General features: G+C 47.0%; 25 protein-coding genes. 10 read left to right on the top strand and 15 right to left on the bottom strand.

Going from position 1 to position 20,999, the window contains the following annotated elements:
* Positions 1-6 precede the first annotated feature (6 nt).
* Positions 7-336 (top strand): thioredoxin TrxA, encoded by a 330-nt coding sequence (trxA, locus tag AKG09_RS10675; protein WP_009116303.1) that lies wholly within the window; start codon positions 7-9, stop codon positions 334-336.
* Positions 337-371: 35 nt separating this feature from the next.
* Here the strand turns inward: trxA and rarD are convergent, their stop codons facing one another.
* From rarD to AKG09_RS10650, 5 genes are all read right to left on the bottom strand, one after another.
* Positions 372-1,286 carry an EamA family transporter RarD gene (gene rarD, locus AKG09_RS10670; protein WP_054619429.1) on the bottom strand — a complete coding sequence of 305 codons (915 nt, stop codon included), beginning with the start codon at positions 1,284-1,286 and terminating at the stop codon, positions 372-374.
* 109 nt (positions 1,287-1,395) lie between these two features.
* A complete protein-coding gene (locus AKG09_RS10665; protein WP_054619428.1) occupies positions 1,396-2,013 on the bottom strand; it encodes an NAD(P)H-hydrate epimerase in 618 nt (205 codons plus the stop codon).
* A gap of 60 nt (positions 2,014-2,073) precedes the next feature.
* Complete coding sequence (murA, locus tag AKG09_RS10660; RefSeq protein ID WP_054619427.1) at positions 2,074-3,324, bottom strand: UDP-N-acetylglucosamine 1-carboxyvinyltransferase; 1,251 nt, start codon at positions 3,322-3,324, stop codon at positions 2,074-2,076.
* Positions 3,325-3,486: 162 nt separating this feature from the next.
* Positions 3,487-3,762 (bottom strand): hypothetical protein, encoded by a 276-nt coding sequence (locus tag AKG09_RS10655; RefSeq protein ID WP_054619426.1) that lies wholly within the window; start codon positions 3,760-3,762, stop codon positions 3,487-3,489.
* Positions 3,763-3,778: 16 nt separating this feature from the next.
* Positions 3,779-4,027, bottom strand: a complete 249-nt coding sequence (locus AKG09_RS10650) for a BolA family protein (RefSeq protein ID WP_054619425.1) — start codon at positions 4,025-4,027, stop codon at positions 3,779-3,781.
* 131 nt (positions 4,028-4,158) lie between these two features.
* Here AKG09_RS10650 and ftsE point away from each other — a divergent pair, with 131 nt between their 5' ends.
* A complete protein-coding gene (ftsE, locus tag AKG09_RS10645; RefSeq protein WP_054619424.1) occupies positions 4,159-4,809 on the top strand; it encodes a cell division ATP-binding protein FtsE in 651 nt (216 codons plus the stop codon).
* The gene (ftsX, locus tag AKG09_RS10640) at positions 4,809-5,732 is read left to right on the top strand and encodes a permease-like cell division protein FtsX (RefSeq protein ID WP_054619423.1); all 924 of its coding nucleotides are present in this window, start codon (positions 4,809-4,811) and stop codon (positions 5,730-5,732) included. The genes ftsE and ftsX overlap by 1 nt, the downstream gene beginning before the upstream one ends.
* A gap of 82 nt (positions 5,733-5,814) precedes the next feature.
* Here the strand turns inward: ftsX and trpD are convergent, their stop codons facing one another.
* From trpD to AKG09_RS10585, 10 genes are all read right to left on the bottom strand, one after another.
* Positions 5,815-6,858, bottom strand: a complete 1,044-nt coding sequence (gene trpD / locus AKG09_RS10635) for an anthranilate phosphoribosyltransferase (protein ID WP_054619422.1) — start codon at positions 6,856-6,858, stop codon at positions 5,815-5,817.
* A 26-nt stretch (positions 6,859-6,884) separates the two neighbouring features.
* Positions 6,885-7,481, bottom strand: a complete 597-nt coding sequence (locus AKG09_RS10630; protein WP_054619421.1) for an aminodeoxychorismate/anthranilate synthase component II — start codon at positions 7,479-7,481, stop codon at positions 6,885-6,887.
* A 54-nt stretch (positions 7,482-7,535) separates the two neighbouring features.
* Positions 7,536-7,835, bottom strand: a complete 300-nt coding sequence (locus AKG09_RS10625) for a hypothetical protein (protein ID WP_231623934.1) — start codon at positions 7,833-7,835, stop codon at positions 7,536-7,538.
* A 113-nt stretch (positions 7,836-7,948) separates the two neighbouring features.
* Complete coding sequence (locus AKG09_RS10620) at positions 7,949-8,710, bottom strand: endonuclease/exonuclease/phosphatase family protein (protein ID WP_054619419.1); 762 nt, start codon at positions 8,708-8,710, stop codon at positions 7,949-7,951.
* 90 nt (positions 8,711-8,800) lie between these two features.
* On the bottom strand, positions 8,801-9,241 hold the full coding sequence (gene nudB, locus AKG09_RS10615; protein ID WP_054619418.1) for a dihydroneopterin triphosphate diphosphatase: 441 nt from the start codon (positions 9,239-9,241) through the stop codon (positions 8,801-8,803).
* Positions 9,238-10,701, bottom strand: a complete 1,464-nt coding sequence (locus AKG09_RS10610) for a mechanosensitive ion channel family protein (protein ID WP_082391996.1) — start codon at positions 10,699-10,701, stop codon at positions 9,238-9,240. The genes nudB and AKG09_RS10610 overlap by 4 nt, the downstream gene beginning before the upstream one ends.
* A 550-nt stretch (positions 10,702-11,251) precedes the next feature.
* Positions 11,252-12,013, bottom strand: coding sequence for a TatD family hydrolase (locus tag AKG09_RS10600; RefSeq protein WP_054619416.1), 762 nt, complete (start codon positions 12,011-12,013; stop codon positions 11,252-11,254).
* A 70-nt stretch (positions 12,014-12,083) separates the two neighbouring features.
* Positions 12,084-13,385 carry an adenylosuccinate synthase gene (locus AKG09_RS10595; protein ID WP_054619415.1) on the bottom strand — a complete coding sequence of 434 codons (1,302 nt, stop codon included), beginning with the start codon at positions 13,383-13,385 and terminating at the stop codon, positions 12,084-12,086.
* A gap of 41 nt (positions 13,386-13,426) precedes the next feature.
* Positions 13,427-14,566: an ATP phosphoribosyltransferase regulatory subunit gene (locus AKG09_RS10590; RefSeq protein ID WP_054619414.1), complete on the bottom strand. Its 1,140-nt coding sequence runs from the start codon at positions 14,564-14,566 to the stop codon at positions 13,427-13,429.
* A gap of 227 nt (positions 14,567-14,793) precedes the next feature.
* Positions 14,794-15,966, bottom strand: coding sequence for an alpha-hydroxy acid oxidase (locus AKG09_RS10585; protein ID WP_054619413.1), 1,173 nt, complete (start codon positions 15,964-15,966; stop codon positions 14,794-14,796).
* Positions 15,967-16,361: 395 nt separating this feature from the next.
* Here AKG09_RS10585 and iscR point away from each other — a divergent pair, with 395 nt between their 5' ends.
* From iscR to AKG09_RS10550, 7 genes are all read left to right on the top strand, one after another.
* Complete coding sequence (iscR, locus tag AKG09_RS10580; RefSeq protein WP_054619412.1) at positions 16,362-16,814, top strand: Fe-S cluster assembly transcriptional regulator IscR; 453 nt, start codon at positions 16,362-16,364, stop codon at positions 16,812-16,814.
* 71 nt (positions 16,815-16,885) lie between these two features.
* Positions 16,886-18,100 (top strand): IscS subfamily cysteine desulfurase, encoded by a 1,215-nt coding sequence (locus AKG09_RS10575; protein WP_054619411.1) that lies wholly within the window; start codon positions 16,886-16,888, stop codon positions 18,098-18,100.
* A 57-nt stretch (positions 18,101-18,157) separates the two neighbouring features.
* Positions 18,158-18,916 (top strand): DUF695 domain-containing protein, encoded by a 759-nt coding sequence (locus tag AKG09_RS10570; RefSeq protein ID WP_054619410.1) that lies wholly within the window; start codon positions 18,158-18,160, stop codon positions 18,914-18,916.
* A 52-nt stretch (positions 18,917-18,968) separates the two neighbouring features.
* Positions 18,969-19,352, top strand: a complete 384-nt coding sequence (iscU, locus tag AKG09_RS10565; protein WP_009116326.1) for a Fe-S cluster assembly scaffold IscU — start codon at positions 18,969-18,971, stop codon at positions 19,350-19,352.
* Positions 19,353-19,414: 62 nt separating this feature from the next.
* The gene (locus AKG09_RS10560; RefSeq protein ID WP_054619409.1) at positions 19,415-19,663 is read left to right on the top strand and encodes a hypothetical protein; all 249 of its coding nucleotides are present in this window, start codon (positions 19,415-19,417) and stop codon (positions 19,661-19,663) included.
* Between the two features lie 102 nt (positions 19,664-19,765).
* Positions 19,766-20,089 carry an iron-sulfur cluster assembly protein IscA gene (gene iscA / locus AKG09_RS10555; protein WP_054619408.1) on the top strand — a complete coding sequence of 108 codons (324 nt, stop codon included), beginning with the start codon at positions 19,766-19,768 and terminating at the stop codon, positions 20,087-20,089.
* A gap of 331 nt (positions 20,090-20,420) precedes the next feature.
* Positions 20,421-20,882, top strand: a complete 462-nt coding sequence (locus tag AKG09_RS10550) for a ProQ/FINO family protein (RefSeq protein WP_054619407.1) — start codon at positions 20,421-20,423, stop codon at positions 20,880-20,882.
* Positions 20,883-20,999: the final 117 nt, after the last annotated feature.

Genomic DNA, 20,999 nt, shown 5'->3' with positions numbered 1-20,999 from the left:
AAAAATATGAGCAATTTAGTCGTACACGCTACCGATGCTTCTTTCGAGCAAGATGTTTTGAAATCAGATGTGCCTGTGTTGTTGGATTTCTGGGCGCCGTGGTGTGGCCCCTGCAGAATGATCGCGCCGATTTTGGACGAAGTGGCGGCTGAGTTTGAAGGTAAAGTGAAAGTGGTGAAAATCAATATTGACGATAACCAGCAAACGCCTGCGCAATTCGGTGTGCGCGGTATTCCGACGCTGATGGTGTTTAAAAACGGCCAAAGCGTTGCCACTAAAGTGGGCGCATTGGCTAAAGGCCAGTTGGTGGCATTTGTGAACGCTTCTATCGGCTAATATGAAATAGTTGTTGAAATGCCTGTCTGAAAGTTTCAGACAGGCATTTTTCTTGCCCGCCAGCCGGCAAGCAGAAAAACGGCCACCCCCGTCCACACCCATAAATAGCCGATGAAGCGGTTGAAATCGAAGCTTTCGCCAAACAAAGTCAGCCCGATTAAAAACTGCAAAGTCGGCGCGCCGTATTGCAAAATGCCGAGCAATGATAATGGGATGCGCTTGGCACTGGCGGCGAAAAACAGCAGCGGGATGGTGGTGATGGCGCCGGAGCCGATCAGGAGTGAGATTTGCAGGGTGTTGAGTTCGCCGAAAACCAATGTGCCTTGCGTATAGCACCAAGCCAGATAAGCCAGTGCGAAAGGCACGATAAGCAAAGTTTCCAAAGCCAAGCCGGGTAAGGCTTCCATCGGGGCGAGTTTGCGTATCAGGCCGTAGCCGCCGAAGCTGAAGGCAAGCAGCAGGGCTACCCACGGAATCTGCCCGGCAGGCAGCGCCAGCCAGAGGATGCCGATAAAGGCGAGCACTACGGCAGATTTTTGGGCGCGGTTTAATTGTTCTTTAAAAATCAGGCCGCCGAGCAACACGTTGAACAAGGGGTTGATGAAATAGCCGAGGCTGGCATCCAGCACATGATGGTTGACAATCGCCCACAGATAAACCAGCCAGTTGATGCCGATCAGAAAAGATGAAAGCATCAGCAGCCCCAAAACTCTGGGTTGCTTAAACGCGGCGCGCACGGCAGCAGTTTGCTTGAATATAAGCAACATGAGCAGGGCGAATATGGCCGACCAAACGATACGCTGCGCTAAAATCTGATCGGCGCCTATGGCCGATTGGTTGAGCGGATACCAGTAAATCGGGAACAGCCCCCAGATGGAATAGCAGCCCAGCGCATACCATAAGCCTTTGCGCTTTTCGCCGGATGCGTGGTGGTTTTCTGTTGTGTGCATGTGGGTGATGAGAATCGCGGGTTTAAAGGCAATGCCTGTCTGAAAAAGGCGGCGTGGTTTTCAGACAGGCATTGGATGGCTGCTTATGAATTTGTTGTGCAGCAGTGTGTTATTCAATTCCTATATCCAAACATAGGGTTTCGCCGCAATAAGCTTTGCCGGCTTCATCAAGATGTGCGGGTTTGTAGGCGGCGAACGTGTAGGTAATGTCGGCCTGAAAGGTGTCGGCATCGGCTTCGGACGTATCGCAGTTTAAGCCGGTAGGAATATCCAGCGCGATTTTGGTGCCGGGCATGGCGTTTAAACTACGGCAGGCTTCCGCTACCGCTTGGGGCAGCGCGCCGGTAAAACCGGTGCCGAAAATGCCGTCGATAATTAAGGTGTAAGGCTTTTTCAGACAGGCATTGAGTTCGGTAAACTCAATGCCCGGCAGGTTGAGCAGCTTTTGCCGGTTGGTTTCTGCCAGCGGCGATAATTCATTGCCTAACACAAACACAATATCGGCCTGCCAACCCGCTGCCTGTAAGATGCGGGCGATAACCAAGCCGTCTCCTCCGTTATTGCCTTTCCCACACACAATCAGCGCGCGACCGGCCTCGGGAAAACGTTTGAGCAGATCGCCTGCCGCCGCGCTGCCCGCGTTTTCCATAAGCTGGGCAAAACTGATGCCTTTATTTACGGCCATTTGCTCGTGTTGCCGCATTTCTTCTGCTGTGTAAACTTTCATGGCATGCTCCTTAACTGGGGTTGTTAGGAAAACAGTGGTTTACCGCCTAGCCGCAGCACATCAACTGATGCGTTCGATTTTCGCGCCCACTTTGCCGAGCTTGGTTTCGATATGCTCGTAACCGCGGTCGAGGTGGTATATGCGTTCGACTATGGTTTCGCCGTCGGCAACCAAGCCCGCCATCACCAAGCTGGCGGAAGCGCGCAGGTCGGTGGCCATCACGGTGGCGCCGGACAATCTTTCCACGCCTTTCACAATCGCGGTATTGCCTTCGGCGGTGATGTTCGCGCCCATACGGTTCAACTCGGGCACGTGCATGAAGCGGTTTTCAAAAATGGTTTCCACCACTTTGCCGGTGCCTTCGGCGATGGCATTCATCACCATAAACTGCGCCTGCATATCGGTGGGGAAACCGGGATGCGGCACGGTGCGGATATCGACGGCTTTGGGGCGTTGCTGCATGTCGATAGAAATCCAGTCGTCGCCCGCTTCGATAATCGCGCCGGCTTCCACCAGTTTATCCAACACCACTTCCATGGTTTTCGGTGCGGCGTTGCGCAACACCACTTTGCCGCCGGTCATGGCGACGGCACACAGGAACGTGCCGGCTTCGATACGGTCGGGCACAACGCTGTGTTCGCAGCCGTGCAATTCTTTCACGCCTTCGACAGTCATAATGGATGTGCCGATGCCGCTGATTTTCGCGCCCATTTTTACTAAGCATTCGGCCAAATCCACTACTTCCGGCTCGATAGCGCAGTTTTCCAAGATGGTGGTACCTTCGGCCAAAGTCGCGGCCATCAGCAGGTTTTCAGTGCCGCCCACGGTAACCACATCCATCACCACGCGCGCGCCTTTCAAGCGGCCTTTGGCCTTCACATATCCATGCTCGATGGTAATTTCCGCACCCATTGCTTCCAAACCTTTCAAATGTTGGTCAACGGGGCGCGAACCGATGGCGCAGCCGCCGGGCAAACTCACTTGGGCTTCGCCGAAGCGCGCCAGCGTGGGGCCGAGCACCAGAATCGAAGCGCGCATGGTTTTCACCAATTCATACGGGGCAACGGTGTTGTTGACCGTGCCGCCGTTGATTTCAAATTCGTGCACATTGTCGGTCAGCACGCGTGCGCCCATGCCTTGCAGCAGTTTTTGGGTGGTTTTCACGTCGCGCAGCATGGGTACGTTTTTCAAGCGTAAAGTGCCTGCGGTGAGCAGGCCGGCGCACATCAGCGGCAGGGCGGCGTTTTTTGCGCCGGATACGGTAATTTCGCCGTTTAACGGGCCGTTGGCGGAGATTTTGAGTTTATCCACAGTTTTGGTCTTTCGAGTATGGCTGGCAGCGCGTTTGGGCTGCTTCAGAATGAATGGTTACGGCTTATGACGCCGAATTTGGAATTATAAAAGATAAAGGCGGTTTTGGGATATGGGTTGGCAATGCCTGTCTGAATATTTTCAGACAGGCATTGGTTTAGGTTAACGGGCTTTGTTTAGAATATCCTGATAGGATTGCAGCCGCGCTTTCAAATCGTTGGCATCTACCCATTCGCCTTGCTCGCGCTTGGCGAACGAGCCGCTGCCCAAATCAGTGATGAGTGTTTCGAATGTGCCGTTTTCGTAAACGAGCATTTCCAGAAAAAAACGATGGTTGCTTTGTGACAGATAAATATGGTCGCTTTTTTCTTTAAACGGAATTTGATTGATTTGCAAGTGAATGATGAAAGCTTGCAGGTAGGTTCGTTTATCCATCATCGCCGGAAACCTTTTATCAGTTGCCTCTGGCTGCCCATTCTTCAGGCGTGGCGGCAGTTTGAATGGAAAGGGCGTGTAATTCGTTGGATGCGAGCTTCTCGGCCAGACCGTCTTTAATCATGCGGTGGCGTGCCAAGCGGGCTTTGCCTTGAAATTGGCTGGAAACGATGGTGGCAAAAAAATGATGGCCGTCGCCTTCCACTTCAATATGTTCACATGCGGCGATATCTGCAATCATTTGCTTCACTTGATCGGGGGTTAACATTGTGTTTCCTTTTATCTTGGATTTGTTTCACATTATAAAACAGACGGGCGGTTTTAGTCGGCCTTATTGTATAATCGGTCAGATATTGGTTTAAATATTACATTGGCTTAAATAATTCACAGACAACCATCATGATACGATTCGAACAAGTCTCTAAAATCTACCCGGGCGGGTTTGCCGCAATCAAGAATCTGAGCTTTCAGATTAATAAAGGCGAAATGATTTTTCTGGCAGGCCATTCCGGTGCGGGCAAGTCAACCGTGCTCAAGCTGATTGCCGGAATCACCAAGCCCACCGAAGGCAAGGTTTGGATGAATAATCAGAATATCAGCGATCTTTCCGATAACCAACTCGGTTTTCTGCGCCAACATATCGGCATTGTTTTTCAAGACCATAAAATCCTTTATGACCGCAATGTGCTGCAAAATGTGATTCTGCCGCTGCGTATTACCGGCTATGACGTGAAAGCGGCGGAAGAGCGGGCGATGATTGCGATTGAAAAAGTGGGGTTGGCGGGCAAGGAAAAGGCGGATCCGATTACCATGTCGGGCGGTGAGCAGCAAAGGCTGTGTATCGCCCGAGCTGTGGTTCACCAGCCCAGTTTGCTGATTGCCGATGAACCTTCGGCCAACTTAGACCGCGCTTATGCTCTGGATATTATGGAGTTGTTTAAAACATTTCATGAAGCGGGCACCACGGTTATTGTGGCGGCGCATGATGAAAGTTTGATGGCGGACTACGGCCACCGGATTCTGCGTTTGCACCAAGGGAGGTTCGCATAATGAATCTGAAACATTATTTTTCGCTGCATACCGAGTCGGCCAAGAGCGCAGCTGCGCAGTTTGTCCGCCAACCTTTTGGTATGTTTTTGATTCTTATCATGCTTTCGATTGCGATGACCTTGCCGTTGTCGCTTTATCTTGGTGTGCAGAGTGCGCAGGCGTTGATCGGTAAAATGAAAGAAGCGCCGCAAATTACGCTTTATATGGAGCTGAGTGCGGATTCGGGCGACAATGAAGAAGTGCGCAAACTTTTGTCGCAAGACAAGCGGATTGAGAAATATGAATTTGTCGGTAAGCAGCAGGGCTTGGATGAATTGCAAAAAAGCATGGGCGGGCAGGATTTGGTGTCGATGCTGGATGAAAACCCGCTGCCCGATGTGTTTATTGTAACGCCGCAAGGCCATCCTGCGCCGGAGCAGATGAAGGCATTGCAAAATGATTTGAACGAGTTTCCTATGGTGGAAAGTGCGCAGCTTGATGCGGAATGGATGCAAACGCTTTACCAAGTGAACGATTTTATCCGAAAAATATTTTATTTTCTTGCGGTTACTTTGAGCTTGGCTTTTGTGTTGGTGGCGCACAATACCATCCGTTTGCAGATTCTGAGCCGCAAAGAAGAGATTGAAATTACCAAACTTTTGGGTGCGCCTTCATCGTTTATCCGTCGGCCTTTTCTTTATCAGGCTGCATGGCAAAGCCTTTTGGCTGCCGGCGTGAGCTTGGTGTTATGCGCTTGGTTGATGGCTTCGAGCCGGCCTTTGGTCAACCAGATATTCAAACCTTACGGCGTGAATATTGAATGGCGTTTTTTCACTTTCTCGGAAATTTTGCTGGTGTTGTTGGTGGTTACCGCGCTGGGCATGGGCGGCGCGTGGCTGGCGACACAGCAGCATTTGCTGGGCTTTAAAGCTAAGAAGTCGTAAAAAACGATTGGTAATGAAGAATGCCTGTCTGAAAGTGTTTCAGACAGGCATTGTTTTGTGCCGGTATATTGGGAATATCAGGCTAAGCGTTTTGCTCTTGTGCCAGTTTTTGCGTGTAGGCAATCAGTTCTTGCTGCTTGGCTTTGGCACGGCCTGAATCGAGCGCTTCTTTGGCGGCTTCAAAACCTTCTGCCAGGGAGTCCGCCTTGCCGCCGGTGTAGATGGCTGCGGCGGAATTGAGCAATACGATGTCGCGTGCGGCGCCGGGTTGGCTGGCCAATACGGCGTTCATCATTTCGAGAGATTGTTGGCTGTTATCTACGCGGATTTCGTTGAGGTTTTCGCGCAGCGGAATGCCGAATTCCTCAGGTGAAATATCGTATTCGTTGATTTTGTTGTTTTTGAGTTCGGCAACCCGGGTGGTGCCGGTCAGGGTGATTTCGTCCAGCCCGTCTTTTCCGCAAATAACCATCACATGTTTGGAACCGAGTTGCTGCAAAACGCGGGAGAGGATGCCGCATAAGTCGATATGGAATACGCCGAGCAGCTGGTTTGGCGCGCCGGCAGGGTTGGTGAGCGGGCCTAAAATATTGAACATGGTTCGAATGCCGAGCGAGCGGCGCACGGGGGCGACATAGCGCATGGCGTTATGATGGTTTGGAGCAAACATAAAACCTATGCCGGTTTCGTCGATGCATCGCCCTACTTGCTCGGGTGAGAGGGCGAGCGATACGCCCATTTGCTCCATCACGTCGGCTGCGCCGCTGGAAGAGGATACCGAGCGGTTGCCGTGTTTGGCGATGCGCACGCCTGCTGCTGCGGCAACAAAGGTGGTGGTGCTGGAAATATTGAATGTTTTGGCGCCGTCTCCGCCGGTGCCGACGATATCCACCAGATTTGCGTGGTTGATTACGGGTACGGGCGTGGCAAACTCGCGCATCACGGCAGCAGCTGCGCTGATTTCAGATATGGTTTCCACTTTGACCCTTAAGCCGACCAGAATGGCGGCGATTTGTTCGGAAGGAACTTGGCCGCTCATAATCTGACGCATCAGGTCGGTCATTTCATCATAAAAAAGCTCATTATTATCGATAAGGCGGGCGATTGCTTGTTGAGGGGTGATCATAATTCTTCTTGAGATTGCAGATTGTATTATTCGGTTTTCAGACAGGCATTGAAGGTTTTGAATGCTTCTAAAAAGTTGTTCAGCATATCATGGCCGTGTTCGGTAAGCAGCCCTTCGGGGTGAAACTGCACGCCTTCGATGGGCAGGGTTTTATGGCGCACGCCCATGATTTCGCCGTCGTCCGTCCAAGCGGTGATTTCAAGGCAGTCGGGCAGGGTGGCGCGGTCGATAACCAGGCTGTGGTAGCGCGTGCAGGTTACGGGGTTGGGCAGGTTGCGGAACATGCCTTGACCGAGATGTTTTACAGGTGAAACTTTGCCGTGCATCAGGGTTTGCGCACGAACGATATTGCCGCCGAAAGCTTCTCCTATGGTTTGATGCCCGAGACAAATGCCCATGATGGGGAGTTTGCCGGCGAAATGCTGCATGGCGGCAACGGAGATGCCGGCTTCTTTGGGCGAACAAGGGCCGGGGCCGATAATGAGGTATTGGGGGGAAAGGCTTTCTATTTCTTCCATGCTAATATCGTCGTTGCGGCGCACGAGCACTTCCTGCCCCAGTTCGCCGAAATATTGCACGATGTTGTATGTGAAACTATCGTAATTATCAATCATTAAAAGCATTTTTTTCTTTCTATATGCCTGTCTGAAAAAAGCCCGTACTATTTTGTACGGAGCTTATTTTACGGAGTTGAGGTTTTCAGGCTTGTTGATGAATTTCCACAGCTCTTCATCGTTTTTAAAAATATTTTTTCGGATAACATAGGTCAGGTTGCGGGGTACGAGATTGTCGGCAGGACGGCGGACAACCCTCATGCCGCATTGGTGGGCGGCAATTTCCAGAATTTTAGCGGAAAAGCGTGGCTGATGCAGACGCGGAATAATAAAGGGGTGGCGCTGAATGTAGGCATTCAGGTCGCGGCTGCTGTCATCATAGGAATGGCCTTTTTTATCGATAAATACGATTATGAAAGGCATCTTTCTCAGGTAATCCATAGGGGTGTACGGTATATTTGATTACTTGTTTTTACACTATACCGTGAATTGTGCCGCCTGAAAAGCTTTCTTCCTTTAAGGGGAACGAAAGCCGGTTAAAAGGAGGTGGGCGCCAGTGTGGCACTTAGCGGAAGATGGTCGGAAAGGTTTTGCCAGGGGTTACCGTTGTGTAGTTTGGCGTCGAGAATATCCAAATTGCGCGTATAGATTCGGTCGAGGCTTAAAAACGGCATACGGGCGGGAAAGGTTTTGGGCCGGGAGCCGAAATAGTCGATAAACACTTCTTTCAAGCCCAGCGCGCTGCCTATGTTCATGCAGGATTTGTGGCGCCAATCGTTGAAGTCGCCGGCAAGAATAAGCGGGCTTTGCGGTGCAACGTAGGTGGTAACGTATTCGAAGATGGCGGTGTATTGCTTAACGCGGTCAACTTCCAGCAGATTGAGGTGGGCGCACAGGCATACGATGGGGAAAGGCCAGCCTTCGGGATGGATTTCGCAATGCAAAACGCCGCGCCGCTCAAGCTTGTTGACGGTGATGTTCAGATTGTGTTGTGTGTGGATGGGCAGGTGGCTCAAAATGGCATTGCCGTGGTGTTTTTCCTTATATATGGCGTTTTTGCCGTAGCTTGAGTAATAATCCAGACGGTCGCTCAAAATGTCGTAATGGGGAGCTTTGGGGAAAGCGGGCAGCTTGAGCTGGCGGCGCAGGTTTTCGCCTTGTACTTCTTGTAAAAATAAAATATCGGAACGCAGACTTTGGATGGCTTCTGCCATACTGTCGACTTGCACAAAGCGGTTGAGCGGCGACATGCCTTTGTGCATATTATAGGTGGTAATAATAATGGGATTGACAGACATGGTTGTGGTGTTTTCCGTATTATTTGTTGAAGCTATATATTTAATATATGCCTGTCTGAAAGGATATTCAATCTTTGCAGACAGGCATTTTCAATGTTTAGCCAAATTTAAAATGGCAAGACGGTTGGATGGGGAAAATACCAATTCTGCGGCTTCTTCTGCCGGCAGCCATCGGTAGGAAACGTGTTCTGCCAGAGTAATCTTGCTTGATTTGGCGATGACGGCTGAAAATATGTGTTCGGTATTGTGTGTGACGCCCTCCGGATAGCGCCAGCGCCAGTGCGGGTAGATTTCATATACCGTACTTTCTTGCCAATCATTTAAATCTTCGGCATTCAGCCTGATACCGGTTTCTTCCCAGACTTCGCGGAGGGCGGTTTCAGACAGGCTTTCGCCGGTTTCGATACTGCCGGTTACAGACTGCCAGAACCCTGCATTGTCGGCGCGCTCCAGTAATAAAACCTGCCCCGTACCGTCGTGAAGTACGACCAGCACGGAGATGGGTTGTTTTAAGGGTTTGGCTTGATTCATTCGTCGCTGCCCGGGTCGACGGATTCGGTATCGCCGCGGGCTTTAAGGCCTGCCCGCAAGATAGCCATATCGCTGGGTTCGGCAGCTTCGTTAAGGATGCGCACTTCGCGTTGTGGGAACGGGAATTCGATGTTCTCTTCATTAAAACGCTTCCAAATATCCAGCAATATAGCGGAAAACAGGCCGAGGAAGCCGTTTTCAGGGTCTTTTACCCAAAAAGTTACGCTCAAATCAATGCCGTTATCGCCGAAGCCGATTAAAAAGGCATTCGGTTCCGGTGAGGTTTCAACGCGCTCTTGTGCCGCTGCGGCCGCCTTCATGATTTCCATTGCACGCACAATATCGGAACTGTAAGAAACCTGAACGCTCAGGCTCTGAGAAAGAGATTTGCCGGTATACGATTCGTTGATCACCATTGAGGTGATAAATGTTTCATTCGGCACTAATGCTTCCGAGCCGGTGGTGCTGCGTAATACCACAAAGCGCGAGGTAATTTTGGTAACGTAGCCGGTAAAGTTATTTACGGTAAGTCTGTCGCCGGGGCGGATGGAGCGGTCGCCGAGAATAATGAAGCCGGAAATATAGTTGCTGGCAATTTTTTGCAATGCAAAACCGATACCCACACCCAATGCACCACCAAACACTGACAATACGGTTAAGTTGATACCGACCAACGGCAGGGCGATTAACACGGATAATATAACCAAAACGGTTTTGATTATATTGGACAGCATGATTCTCAAGTTGATATCGAGCTGGGTGCTGCCCATTAATTTGGCTTGAATCGTTTTAGACAGCCACAGAGCCAGCATCATAACCACACCTACCCAAATAAAGCCGGTGAGTATGGTGTACAGACTTAATGAACCTGAACCGATAGAAAAGGTTAGGCCTTTCATCCAGTTGATGATGATGCTATCTATGCCGGAAACCCAAAGCAGAAAGTATCCCCACAGAGTGCTGGCTACCGTATTTTCCAACCAGCTGCTGAATTTGTTAGCCGGCATGGCGGCATGAACGATAGCCAATGCGGCGCGGATTAGAATCATCCATTGTGCGGCTAATAAAAGCAGCCGTAACCAAAGCGGCTGTAGGCCGAGGGCGTTCCATACGATCAATGCGACAAAGGTAAGCACCAATATTAATATCGGCCAAAGAATCCTCTGCCCGAGATGGCGGAGAAAGGCAAAGCGGGCTGAATAATCAATTGGCTTTTTGCGTATCCAAATAGAAGACAGCCAATAAGCCAATATCATAATGGCTGCGGCCACGGTGATGTCGACCCAGCCGGAAAAGTGGCGGAAGCTGGTTTGTAAGAATTGGGAAGCAAATTCGTCTCGTGCGAAGAGGGAAAGAATAAAGCTTTTGAATCCTTCGCCGGTATTTTTAAGCAGAGCTGCACCGGTTTGGTCGGCAATTTGCGGAATAAGATGTGTGAAGTCCGAAAATAAGGCAAACATACTTTATAGATTTAATTAGGATAAATGGTGTTGCATTATAAAGAACTTAGGCCGACTTGGAAAACGGCAGATAGGATGTCTGTCTGAAAAATGTTTCAGTGTTCGGTTAAATTTGCCCAGTCATGTTTATGCAGGCAGGCGAATACTTGAGAGGGAGAAAAAGTGATGATGCCGATTATCCAGAAAGTATAACGAAAGGCATTATGCAGGTTGCCCCCGCTGATTTCGGGAATGCGGTATTGAGAATAGTGGCATCAAGCATTTGCATAAATATCGACAGCGCCAGCAGCAGGGGCAGATATTTGTGCGGTTTGACTGGAAGCATAGCGATATAGAGCAGAAAAAATAATAATGTAATGATGAATGGGATTATGCCTTGAGGCAAGGGAGTGCTTTAACTTCGTTGTATGAAAGCAATATAGTCGTGATTATGGAAATGCCTGTCTGAAAAAGTAGTTTTCAGACAGGCATCTGAAAAATGAAAAAAACCTTTCCAGCAGATTCCGAGAGTGGTTGATGCCTGTCTGAAAGCTTAACGCGATAGAAACTGTTACCGGCAGAAACTCAGTATGGCATCCACGTTTTTTTCGGTTTGCTCTGATAGGGTTTGTAGCGGAATATTGCGTAGTTCGGCCACAATTTCCGCAATGCGGCACACATTGGCGGGAACATTGGTTTCGTCTCTCAGCATAAAAGGGCTGTCGGTTTCCAAAACGATGCTTTCCAAAGGCAGCTCTGAAGCGGCTTTGCGGGCTTTTTTTGCTGTTGGATTCAGTAATAAACAGCCGATGCCTATTTTGAAACCAAGCTTGATGAATTCGTTTGCCTCCTCAAGGCTGCCTGAAAAAGCGTGGGCGAAACCGCCTTTTGAGAAGCCGGTTTCTTTAATTGTGCGTATAAGGTCATTACCCGCGTGTACATTGTGCAGAATAACGGGGCGGCTGTGGTGCGTGGCAAGCTTGAGCTGTTGTCTGAGCACATTTTTTTGTTGATTGATAGATTCAGGCGCTTGTTTTTTATTGGCATAATCCAGGCCGATTTCACCAATTAGGGCGTGAGGATGCAATTGCAAAAGTTTATCGAGTTTGCCTAAAGAAGCTTGATCGGCTTCTTCTGCAAACCAGGGATGAATGCCGAAAGCGCAATGAACAGAATGCATTTGTAATTGCGCCACTCTGTTCCAATCATTAACGGATGCGGAAGGAACAATGAAACGCCAAACACCAACATTTCCTGCTTGCTGCAGAACCGGTTGTAGCTGACCGTATAGTCGAGCATCTGCAAGATGTGTGTGGGTGTCGGTGAATTTCATAATATAAAGTATTGGGATTATTAAATAAGGCGGCTATAAGAGCCGCCTTTAAAGTGTATGAAAAACTGAATCAGTTGGCAAACGGGTGTTGCAACAAGATGGTTTCGTCGCGATCAGGGCCGGTAGAGATAATAGCAATCGGTGCGCCGCATACTTCTTCGATGCGTTTCAAGTATTTTTTCGCATTTTCAGGTAGCTTATCATATTCTTTTACGCCGAAAGTCGTCTCACTCCAGCCGGGTAAAGTTTCATAAATCGGTTCGCAACCTGCAACTGAATCTGCACCAAAAGGCAGAATATCGGTTGTGCTGCCATCAGGCAAAGTGTAGCCCACACAGAGCTTAATTTCTTTAATGCCATCCATAACATCCAGCTTGGTAATACACATGCCGGTAATGCCGTTGATTTGGATAGAACGTTTCAGGGCTGCGGCATCAAACCAGCCGCAACGGCGCGCCCGACCGGTTACTGAACCAAACTCATGACCGCGCTCCGCCAAGCCTTTACCTACCTCATCAAACAACTCGGTAGGAAACGGGCCGGAACCTACACGGGTGGTGTAAGCTTTAACAATGCCTAAAACATAATCCAACATGTGTGGCGGAACACCCGCACCGGGTGCAGCTGCGCCTGCAGAGCAGTTGGATGAAGTTACAAAAGGATAGGTTCCGTAATCAATGTCTAAGAGCGTACCTTGTGCACCTTCAAACAGCAGGCATTCACCTTTTTGCCCTTTTTCATGCAGAGTACGCGATACATCGGAAATCATCGGTAGAATGCGGTCTTTGAAACCTCTGATGGTTTCCATGATTTTTTCATAGTTTACCGGTTCCGCATTGTGTAGATGTTTCAGTTGAACATTGTAAAGCTCAACGTTGGTTTTGATTTTTTCGGCAACTTTCTCAATGTCGAATAAGTCGCCGGCACGAATTGCACGGCGGGCTACCTTGTCTTCATATGCAGGCCCTATGCCACGTCCGGTTGTGCCGATTTTCCCCGCACCGCGTGAGGCTTCGCGCGCTTGATCCAATGCGATGTGATAAGGCAGAATCAATGGGCAGGTTGGTGCGATTTTTAAGCGGCCTTCTACGTTTTTTACACCTGCTGCATTCAATTCGTCAATTTCGGCCAAAAGTGCTTCCGGGCTGACTACGACGCCGGAACCGATAAAGCAATCAAGATTTTCATGCAGAATGCCGCTTGGAATCAGGCGTAAGATTGTTTTTTTGCCGCCTACAACCAAAGTGTGGCCTGCGTTATGGCCGCCTTGGAAGCGCACTACGCCGGTGGCTTGTTCTGCCAACCAGTCTACTATCTTACCTTTGCCTTCATCGCCCCATTGGGAACCGATCACTACTACATTTTTAGCCATGTTAAATAACCTGTGTGAATAATGTGAATAAATTGTTGGAATTACTGAACTTCCCAGTTGCTGTTTTTCAACACTAATCGACGGGAAGCAATGCTATCGTTAGATTCAACGCCATAATCAATGATAACGCGCTCGCCGTTTGCGCGTAGATGATTAACCGCATCGCGTGCTGCTTCTAGGTCTTGATAAGCAACACTGATAGGAAGGTTGCGTTGTTCGGTAAAGCTGCCGGTAAACCGACGTAAGTCGAAGCTGAAACCGGTAGCCGGCCGGTTACGGCCAAAATGCTTGCCTAATCCGTCATATCGGCCGCCGCGCGCGATTGCGTCGTGGCTGTGTTGGCCATAGGCGGCGTAGAGTAGGCCGGTGTGATAATTATCGACGCGCAATTCGGAGAGGTCTATATGCATCGGTTGATCGGAAAATGCGTTGCACACCGTTTCAAGCTGGTCTAATGCGTTGTTGACATTGAATAAATCGGGCAAACGTTGGCGAGCCTCTTCGATTATTTCGCGCCCCCCGTATAAAGATGGGAGTAGGGTAAACGCTTTGGCCCACATGCCGTCAAGTTTCCATTCACCAACTAATTTTTTAATGATATCGGTGTCTTTATTCTGCATTAAAGCCAATAGTTGTTGAGATTGACTTTCGTTCAGTTCGGCAGCGCTGGCAAGCGAACGGAAAACGCCGATATGGCCGAGGGACAGTAATACATTGTTAATATTGCCTATTTGCAGACTCTTGAGCATTAATTCGATGATTTCGATGTCTGCTTCTACCCCTTCGTAACCATACAGCTCTGCGCCTGTCTGAAAAGGCTCGCGCGTTGTCAGAAAGCCTTCGGGTTTTGCATGTAGTACGGAACCGGAATAACATAAACGGTTGATTCCGTTGTTGGCCGATAAAAGATGGGCATCGATACGGGCGACTTGGGGTGTGATGTCGGCACGAATACCTAATTGGCGGCCACTTATCTGATCCACTACGCGTATGGTTTTGAGTGAGAGGCCGGTATCAATATGGGTAAGCAGCGAAGCGCTGTATTCCATAAGGGGCGGGTGCACAAGTTCGTATCCGTAAGAACGGAAGAGGGCCAATAATCTTTCTTTCGCGCTTTCAAGATGCCGTGCGCGATCAGGCAGAATGTCGGCAATATGTTCGGGAAGTTGCCAAGACTGCATACTAAGAATTTCTTTCTCGAAACACAATAAAAAAAGCGGCATCAACCGCTTGTGCCCAATGAAGTTATGAAAACCAAACTTTAACACAAAAAAGATTATTTTTGCAGCCACGATTCGAGTTATGGCTAATCTGCCCCTTATTTTCCTTATAAAAATGGTTACAAATAAATTATGCCTGTCTGAAATAGTTTCAGACAGGCATTGTGTTTCTTCATACTTATATCAAATTATTTGATAGGGGTTGGGTATGTGCCCGGAACCAGAATCTGCTGGTCTACATCGTGGATGTCGCGATGACCGGTGAATGCCATGGAAACATCCATCTCTTTATATAGGATTTCTAAGGCGCGGGTAACACCATCTTCACCATAAGCGCCCAAACCGTAGAGGAAGGCACGGCCAATCATGGTGCCGCGGGCGCCCAATGCCCATGCTTTTAGAATATCTTGACCGCTGCGGATGCCGCTATCCAACCAAACCTCAATGTCGCTGCCCACTGCGCTGACAATATCCGGTAAAGCTTTAATACTTGAGATGGTGTCATCAAGCTGGCGGCCACCGTGGTTGGAAACAACAAGGGCATCTGCACCACTCTTAACAGCAAGTTCAGCATCTTCAGGCATCATAATGCCTTTGATAATCAATTTACCGCCCCACAAATCTTTGATGCGTGCTACATCATCCCAGCTCAAACGCGGGTCGAACTGCTCGGAAGTCCAAGATGATAAAGATGATAAATCGCCTACGTTTTTGGCATGACCTACGATGTTGCGGAATGTGCGACGCTCAGTGTTGAGCATTTTCATGCACCATTCGGGTTTGGTGGCGAGGTTAATCAGGTTGGCCAATGTTGGTTTGGGAGGTGCGGAAAGACCGTTTTTAATGTCTTTGTGGCGTTGGCCTAAAACCTGCAGGTCGGCAGTTAAGATAAGCGCGGAACATTTTGCTGCTTGAGCGCGCTTAATCAGATTTTCCATAAACTCACGATCACGCATCACGTAAAGCTGAAACCAGAAAGGTGCACTGGTGTTTTCTGCCACATCTTCAATCGAACAGATGGACATGGTAGATAATGAAAATGGAATGCCAAATTTTTCTGCTGCGCGCGCTGCCAGAATCTCACCGTCGGCATGCTGCATACCGGTGAAACCGGTAGGGGCGATGGCAACCGGCATTTTTACGTCCTGGCCGATCATCTTGGTGGCCAAACTGCGGCCTTCCATGTTTACTAAAACACGTTGATTGAATTTAATGTCTTTAAAGTCAGTTGTATTCTCACGATAAGTTGCCTCAGTCCATGAACCAGAATCAGCGTAATCGTAAAACATTTTCGGCACTTTACGTTGAGCTACCCTGCGCAAGTCTTCAATGCAGGTCATTTTGCTTAAATCTCGTTTCATTTTTATTACCTATAAGGGTTGTAAGTGGGTATTTACAAATAGCGCTGTTTAACAGGGTTTGTTTGCTATTAATGCTTATACTCAGGTATTTGTGCAAATAAAATTCGTCCCATTCTATACTAAGAAAAAAAATATTCCAATTTTTTTTGCCTGAATGGTGTGGGTAGGTATTTAAATTAATTAAACGTGCTTCAAGAAGCCATAATAATGGGTAGCGGGTAGTAGTCTGAAAATTATAAGTGGCTTTAAGAGCATCTGATCTCAATACTTGACTAAAACACTCGGATATTGGACAATCTCTTTTCCCTGAAAATTTTAGAGTCGGACTAAATCTTAAACGAAATGCTTTAAATTTCGTTTAATACATATAATACATAATATAGAGTAAAGAATTTATGCGACTGACTACGAAAGGCAGGTTTGCCGTAACTGCCATGTTGGATTTGGCTATGCATGCTAATCATGGGGCAGTAAAGCTTAATGCTATCAGCGAAAGGCAGAATATATCTTTATCGTATCTCGAACAGCTATTTAGCAAATTAAGGCGGGCGCACTTAGTAGAAAGCGTGAGAGGGCCGGGAGGAGGATATATATTGTCTGCAGGTGCGGATAAAATTAATATTGCTCAGATTATTTCAGCCGCCGAAGATAGCTTGGATGCTACACAATGCAATGGCAAAGCAAATTGTCATAAAGGCGCACCTTGTCTTACCCATTATTTATGGGAAACATTAAATCAAAAAATTGATGAATATTTATGCAATGTAACATTGCAGAATGTTTTGGAGCAATATACTGCTGAAAATAATCGGAATATACAAGCAATCAGTTTTCAGCAGATACGTTAACCTGAATCAACTAAATTTTTCTGAAGAAAAATCAAATATATAAAATTGATCATTAGGAAAGAACAAATACCATGACCATTAAAACACCAGTTTATCTCGATTATGCAGCCACTACTCCTGTTGACCCCCGCGTGGCCGAAAAGATGATTCCCTATCTAACCGATATATACGGAAATCCTGCTTCAAATAGTCACAGTTTCGGATGGGTTGCAGAGGAAGCTGTTGAAAATGCACGAGTGGAAATTGCGAAACTTATTAATGCAGATGCTAAGGAAATTGTTTTCACCAGCGGTGCCACTGAGTCTAATAATCTCGCGATTAAGGGTGCGGCCAATTTTTATAAAACCAAAGGCAAACATCTGATTACGGTAAAAACCGAGCATAAAGCCGTTTTAGATACTATGCGTGAGCTTGAGCGTCAAGGTTTTGAAGTGACTTATCTGGGCGTTAAAGAAAATGGCTTGCTTGATTTGGAAGAGCTGAAAGCAGCTATCCGCCCGGATACCATTTTGATTTCGGTTATGTGGGTAAATAATGAAATTGGCGTAATTCAAGATATTCCGGCTATTGGTGAAATCTGCCGCGAGAATAAGATTATTTTTCATGTTGATGCAGCGCAGGCCGCAGGTAAAACCCCCGTTGATGTGGAAGCGGCTAAAGTTGATTTATTAAGCCTTTCCGCACATAAAATTTATGGGCCTAAAGGTATTGGCGCGCTTTATGTGCGCCGAAAACCCCGAGTACGACTTGAAGCGCAAATTCATGGTGGCGGGCATGAGAGAGGTTTCCGTTCCGGTACTTTACCGACGCATCAGATTGTCGGTATGGGGGAAGCTTTCCGTCTGGCACGAGAAGAGCTGGAACAGGATTATGCTCATGCTTTGAAATTACGCGACATTTTCTTAAAAGGCATTGAAGGTATCGATGAAGTCTACATCAATGGCGATTTAGAACATAGAGTACCAACAAATTTGAATGTAAGCTTTAATTTCGTTGAAGGCGAGAGCCTTATTATGGCCGTGAAAGAGTTGGCTGTATCCAGCGGTTCGGCTTGTACTTCGGCCAGTTTGGAACCATCTTATGTATTACGTGCATTAGGTCGCAATGATGAATTGGCTCATAGTTCGTTGCGTATAACTTTTGGTCGTATGACCAAGGAAGAAGAAGTTGCCTTTGCAGCAGAACTGATTAAATCGAAAATTGATAAATTAAGAGAGTTGTCTCCCTTGTGGGAAATGTTTAAAGAAGGTATTGACTTAAGCACGGTGGAATGGGCCGAACACTAAACCTTGTAATAGTTTATAATAAAAAAATTGCAACATGGAGAAGCGGAAAGATGGGTTATGGTCGATTTAGCCAAATGTCATTGCTATGCAGCAAGTTTTCCTGATGGAAGCCCTTGCATTATTAGAGTCCGTACCGATTTAGCTGATAAGGCGCCGTTAGCAGGTAAGCCTATATTATGCAACATTGCCTTAGGGTATAAAGGTGAAGCAAACGGATTGCCGACAGAGCGAGAAGTGGAGCGTTTGCAAGCTTTTATAGAAGGTATTATAGAACATGCCGAAGCGAAAAAAAGCGGTATTTGGGTAGGTTCAATTACTTCACACAGGCAGCGTATCGTCTTTTTCTATTCAGATGATGCGGATTTGTTCCACAAAACCAATGCTGCATATTTAAACAGCCTGTCTGAAATTCCGTTCGTTTTGGGCGGAAATGCAGAAGATGATCCTGATTGGCAGCTTTACCGAAATACCTTGCTACCTAGTAGGGAGGTTCGGGCTTATGAGCGTAATGCCCCCATGATTGAAGCTTTGCAAAATTATGGGGATAACCTTTCCCAATTGAGGCCAATTCATCACTATGCTTATTTCGATAGTTTGGCAGATGCAGAAGCATTTGCGTGTGCGGCAGGGAGTTTGGGTAAATATTTAAATGACATTAATCGTTCAATAGATAACACAGAAGTGTACAGAGTAACGCTGACCCATGTTGATTACATTGATGCAGAGAGAATGGCGAAGATAGCGGCTAATCTGGAAGCACTCGCTGAACAATACAACGGAGAATATGATGATTGGGAAGCTTTATTGGCGAAATAAGGTAAACCCACCATCTCAATAAACATACTATATATCATGAAGGAAAAAAGCCATGGCATACAGCAATAAAGTAATTGATCATTATGAGAATCCGCGCAATGTCGGTTCGTTTGATAAAAATGATGAATCAGTCGGTACGGGTATGGTCGGAGCCCCTGCTTGTGGTGACGTGATGAAATTACAAATTAAGGTAAATGATGAAGGTGTAATTGAAGATGCTAAATTCAAAACGTATGGCTGCGGTTCGGCTATTGCATCTTCGTCTTTGATTACAGAATGGGTAAAGGGCAAAAGTTTGGACGAAGCTTTGGCTATTAAGAATAGTGAAATTGCCGAAGAATTAGAGTTGCCTCCGGTAAAGGTGCATTGTTCTATTTTGGCGGAAGATGCTATTAAAGCGGCCATCTCTGATTATAAAAAGAAAAAAGGCGTTTAAGTTTTTCAGACAGGCATTGTTTAATCTGTAACGTATCAAGCCCGTGTTTGATGAGGTGTGTGATGGCTTTTACTGAAACACAAATCCAATCTTTATTGGCGCAGAAAGGTATGGCTCCAACAGTGTTGAAGCGCTTGCAGCAAATGGGCTTGGATGACGTTACGCAGCTGGCGGCTGCCAATGTGGAAGATATTTTGCAACAAGGTGCTGTGTTAACCGGTTCTGCTTGTTGGAAAAATAGCCCTCAAGCTAAAAGTGCTGTTCGAGCAGCGGTAGAATGGGCAAAGCAACAATCCAAAACTGGTGGATAAGCATAAACACAATGCAGGCTTTCTAAGCAACTAAATTAATTCTTATAGTTTTCTTGCTTTGCAAGCAGCTCTGAAATGCCGGATTGATTAAATGAGGATCAAATTATGATTACCCTTACTGAAAAAGCGGCCAACCATATCCGAAATTTTCTTACTAAGCGCGGAAAAGGCGAGGGTATCCGCTTAGGAGTAAAAACCAGTGGTTGTTCTGGTATGGCTTATACTTTAGAGTTTGTTGACGAGATTCAACCAGAAGATTTGATATTCGAGGGATTCGGTGTAAAAGTGTTTGTAGACCCGAAAAGCCATGTGTACCTTGATGGTACCGAGTTGGATTACGCGAAGGAAGGCTTACAGGAAGGTTTTAAATTTAAGAATCCGAATGTTAAAGATGAATGTGGTTGCGGTGAAAGCTTTCACGTTTAAATAAGCCGGTTTATTTTTTACGAATGCCTGTCTGAAAATTAAAAGGTATGTTGCCTAAGTTTTCAGACAGGCATTACCTTATTTTCTTAATAGATATACTAAATAAGACGGATTGGGTTGGCGAAAATTTTGCTTTTCAGCTACAATGCCGCCAGATTTTATGACGAAAAAACCAAATCATTATTTTGTCGGAACTTCAAAAGGATAAAATTTGGTTTTGTCGCTACTAGAGATAATTTCCGACTAAATCAAAACTTGGACTTTATCAACAAAAAACAGCAGATTTAAGGAATCTATAAAAATATTTGTTACCCTAAAATAGGAAACGAAAATGACCCAAGAAACCGCTTTGGGCGCAGCATTGAAAACAGCTGTGCAAACCATGAGCAAGAAGAAACAAACCGATATGATTGCCGATCATATCTACGGTAAATATGATGTTTTTAAACGGTTTAAACCGTTAGCTGTTGGTATTGATCAGGATTTGATTACTGCTATGCCACAATACGACCCGGCTTTAATCGCACGGGTTTTGGCCAATCATTGCCGCCGTCCCCGTTATCTGAAAGCTTTGGCTAAAGGTGGTAAACGTTTTGATTTGAATAACCGCTTTAAAGGTGAAGTTACGCCGGAAGAGCAGCAAATTGCTGCGCAAAACCCTGCCGTGAAAGAATCTCTTGAACGTTTGGCAGCAAAAAAAGCCGAAGCAGCGGAAAAAGCAGCAGTTAAAGAAACAGAATTGCAAGAGCAAGATGTGGCTACGCAAAGCGATACGTCAGAAGCCTCAGAATAAATCAAGTATTATTCGGATGACTGATGATTGCTCCCTGCAATGTCTCTGTTTTATTAACAAATAAGATGTTTACTCAATTCGGGCGTTTGTGCGTAAAAAACTAAAATACGTTACAAT

It is taken from the genome of Neisseria sp. 83E34 (assembly GCF_001308015.1).
Classification (GTDB): domain Bacteria; phylum Pseudomonadota; class Gammaproteobacteria; order Burkholderiales; family Neisseriaceae; genus Neisseria.
Note: the sequence above shows the minus strand (reverse complement) of the source record. Positions and strands in the feature narration are given on the sequence as shown.

Coding starts and splice junctions, on each gene's coding strand:
- AKG09_RS10575 (WP_054619411.1), top strand. CDS start 16,886: ATGACCATTAAAACACCAGTTTATCTCGATTATGCAGCCACTACTCCT.
- trxA (WP_009116303.1), top strand. CDS start 7: ATGAGCAATTTAGTCGTACACGCTACCGATGCTTCTTTCGAGCAAGAT.
- AKG09_RS10650 (WP_054619425.1), bottom strand. CDS start 4,027: ATGTTAACCCCCGATCAAGTGAAGCAAATGATTGCAGATATCGCCGCA.
- AKG09_RS10585 (WP_054619413.1), bottom strand. CDS start 15,966: ATGAAACGAGATTTAAGCAAAATGACCTGCATTGAAGACTTGCGCAGG.
- iscU (WP_009116326.1), top strand. CDS start 18,969: ATGGCATACAGCAATAAAGTAATTGATCATTATGAGAATCCGCGCAAT.
- AKG09_RS10620 (WP_054619419.1), bottom strand. CDS start 8,710: ATGTCTGTCAATCCCATTATTATTACCACCTATAATATGCACAAAGGC.
- AKG09_RS10625 (WP_231623934.1), bottom strand. CDS start 7,835: ATGCCTTTCATAATCGTATTTATCGATAAAAAAGGCCATTCCTATGAT.
- AKG09_RS10570 (WP_054619410.1), top strand. CDS start 18,158: ATGGTCGATTTAGCCAAATGTCATTGCTATGCAGCAAGTTTTCCTGAT.
- AKG09_RS10560 (WP_054619409.1), top strand. CDS start 19,415: ATGGCTTTTACTGAAACACAAATCCAATCTTTATTGGCGCAGAAAGGT.
- AKG09_RS10610 (WP_082391996.1), bottom strand. CDS start 10,701: ATGTTTGCCTTATTTTCGGACTTCACACATCTTATTCCGCAAATTGCC.
- ftsE (WP_054619424.1), top strand. CDS start 4,159: ATGATACGATTCGAACAAGTCTCTAAAATCTACCCGGGCGGGTTTGCC.
- AKG09_RS10630 (WP_054619421.1), bottom strand. CDS start 7,481: ATGCTTTTAATGATTGATAATTACGATAGTTTCACATACAACATCGTG.
- rarD (WP_054619429.1), bottom strand. CDS start 1,286: ATGCACACAACAGAAAACCACCACGCATCCGGCGAAAAGCGCAAAGGC.
- ftsX (WP_054619423.1), top strand. CDS start 4,809: ATGAATCTGAAACATTATTTTTCGCTGCATACCGAGTCGGCCAAGAGC.
- AKG09_RS10550 (WP_054619407.1), top strand. CDS start 20,421: ATGACCCAAGAAACCGCTTTGGGCGCAGCATTGAAAACAGCTGTGCAA.
- AKG09_RS10655 (WP_054619426.1), bottom strand. CDS start 3,762: ATGATGGATAAACGAACCTACCTGCAAGCTTTCATCATTCACTTGCAA.
- AKG09_RS10590 (WP_054619414.1), bottom strand. CDS start 14,566: ATGCAGTCTTGGCAACTTCCCGAACATATTGCCGACATTCTGCCTGAT.
- nudB (WP_054619418.1), bottom strand. CDS start 9,241: ATGAATCAAGCCAAACCCTTAAAACAACCCATCTCCGTGCTGGTCGTA.
- iscR (WP_054619412.1), top strand. CDS start 16,362: ATGCGACTGACTACGAAAGGCAGGTTTGCCGTAACTGCCATGTTGGAT.
- AKG09_RS10600 (WP_054619416.1), bottom strand. CDS start 12,013: ATGAAATTCACCGACACCCACACACATCTTGCAGATGCTCGACTATAC.
- AKG09_RS10665 (WP_054619428.1), bottom strand. CDS start 2,013: ATGAAAGTTTACACAGCAGAAGAAATGCGGCAACACGAGCAAATGGCC.
- trpD (WP_054619422.1), bottom strand. CDS start 6,858: ATGATCACCCCTCAACAAGCAATCGCCCGCCTTATCGATAATAATGAG.
- AKG09_RS10595 (WP_054619415.1), bottom strand. CDS start 13,385: ATGGCTAAAAATGTAGTAGTGATCGGTTCCCAATGGGGCGATGAAGGC.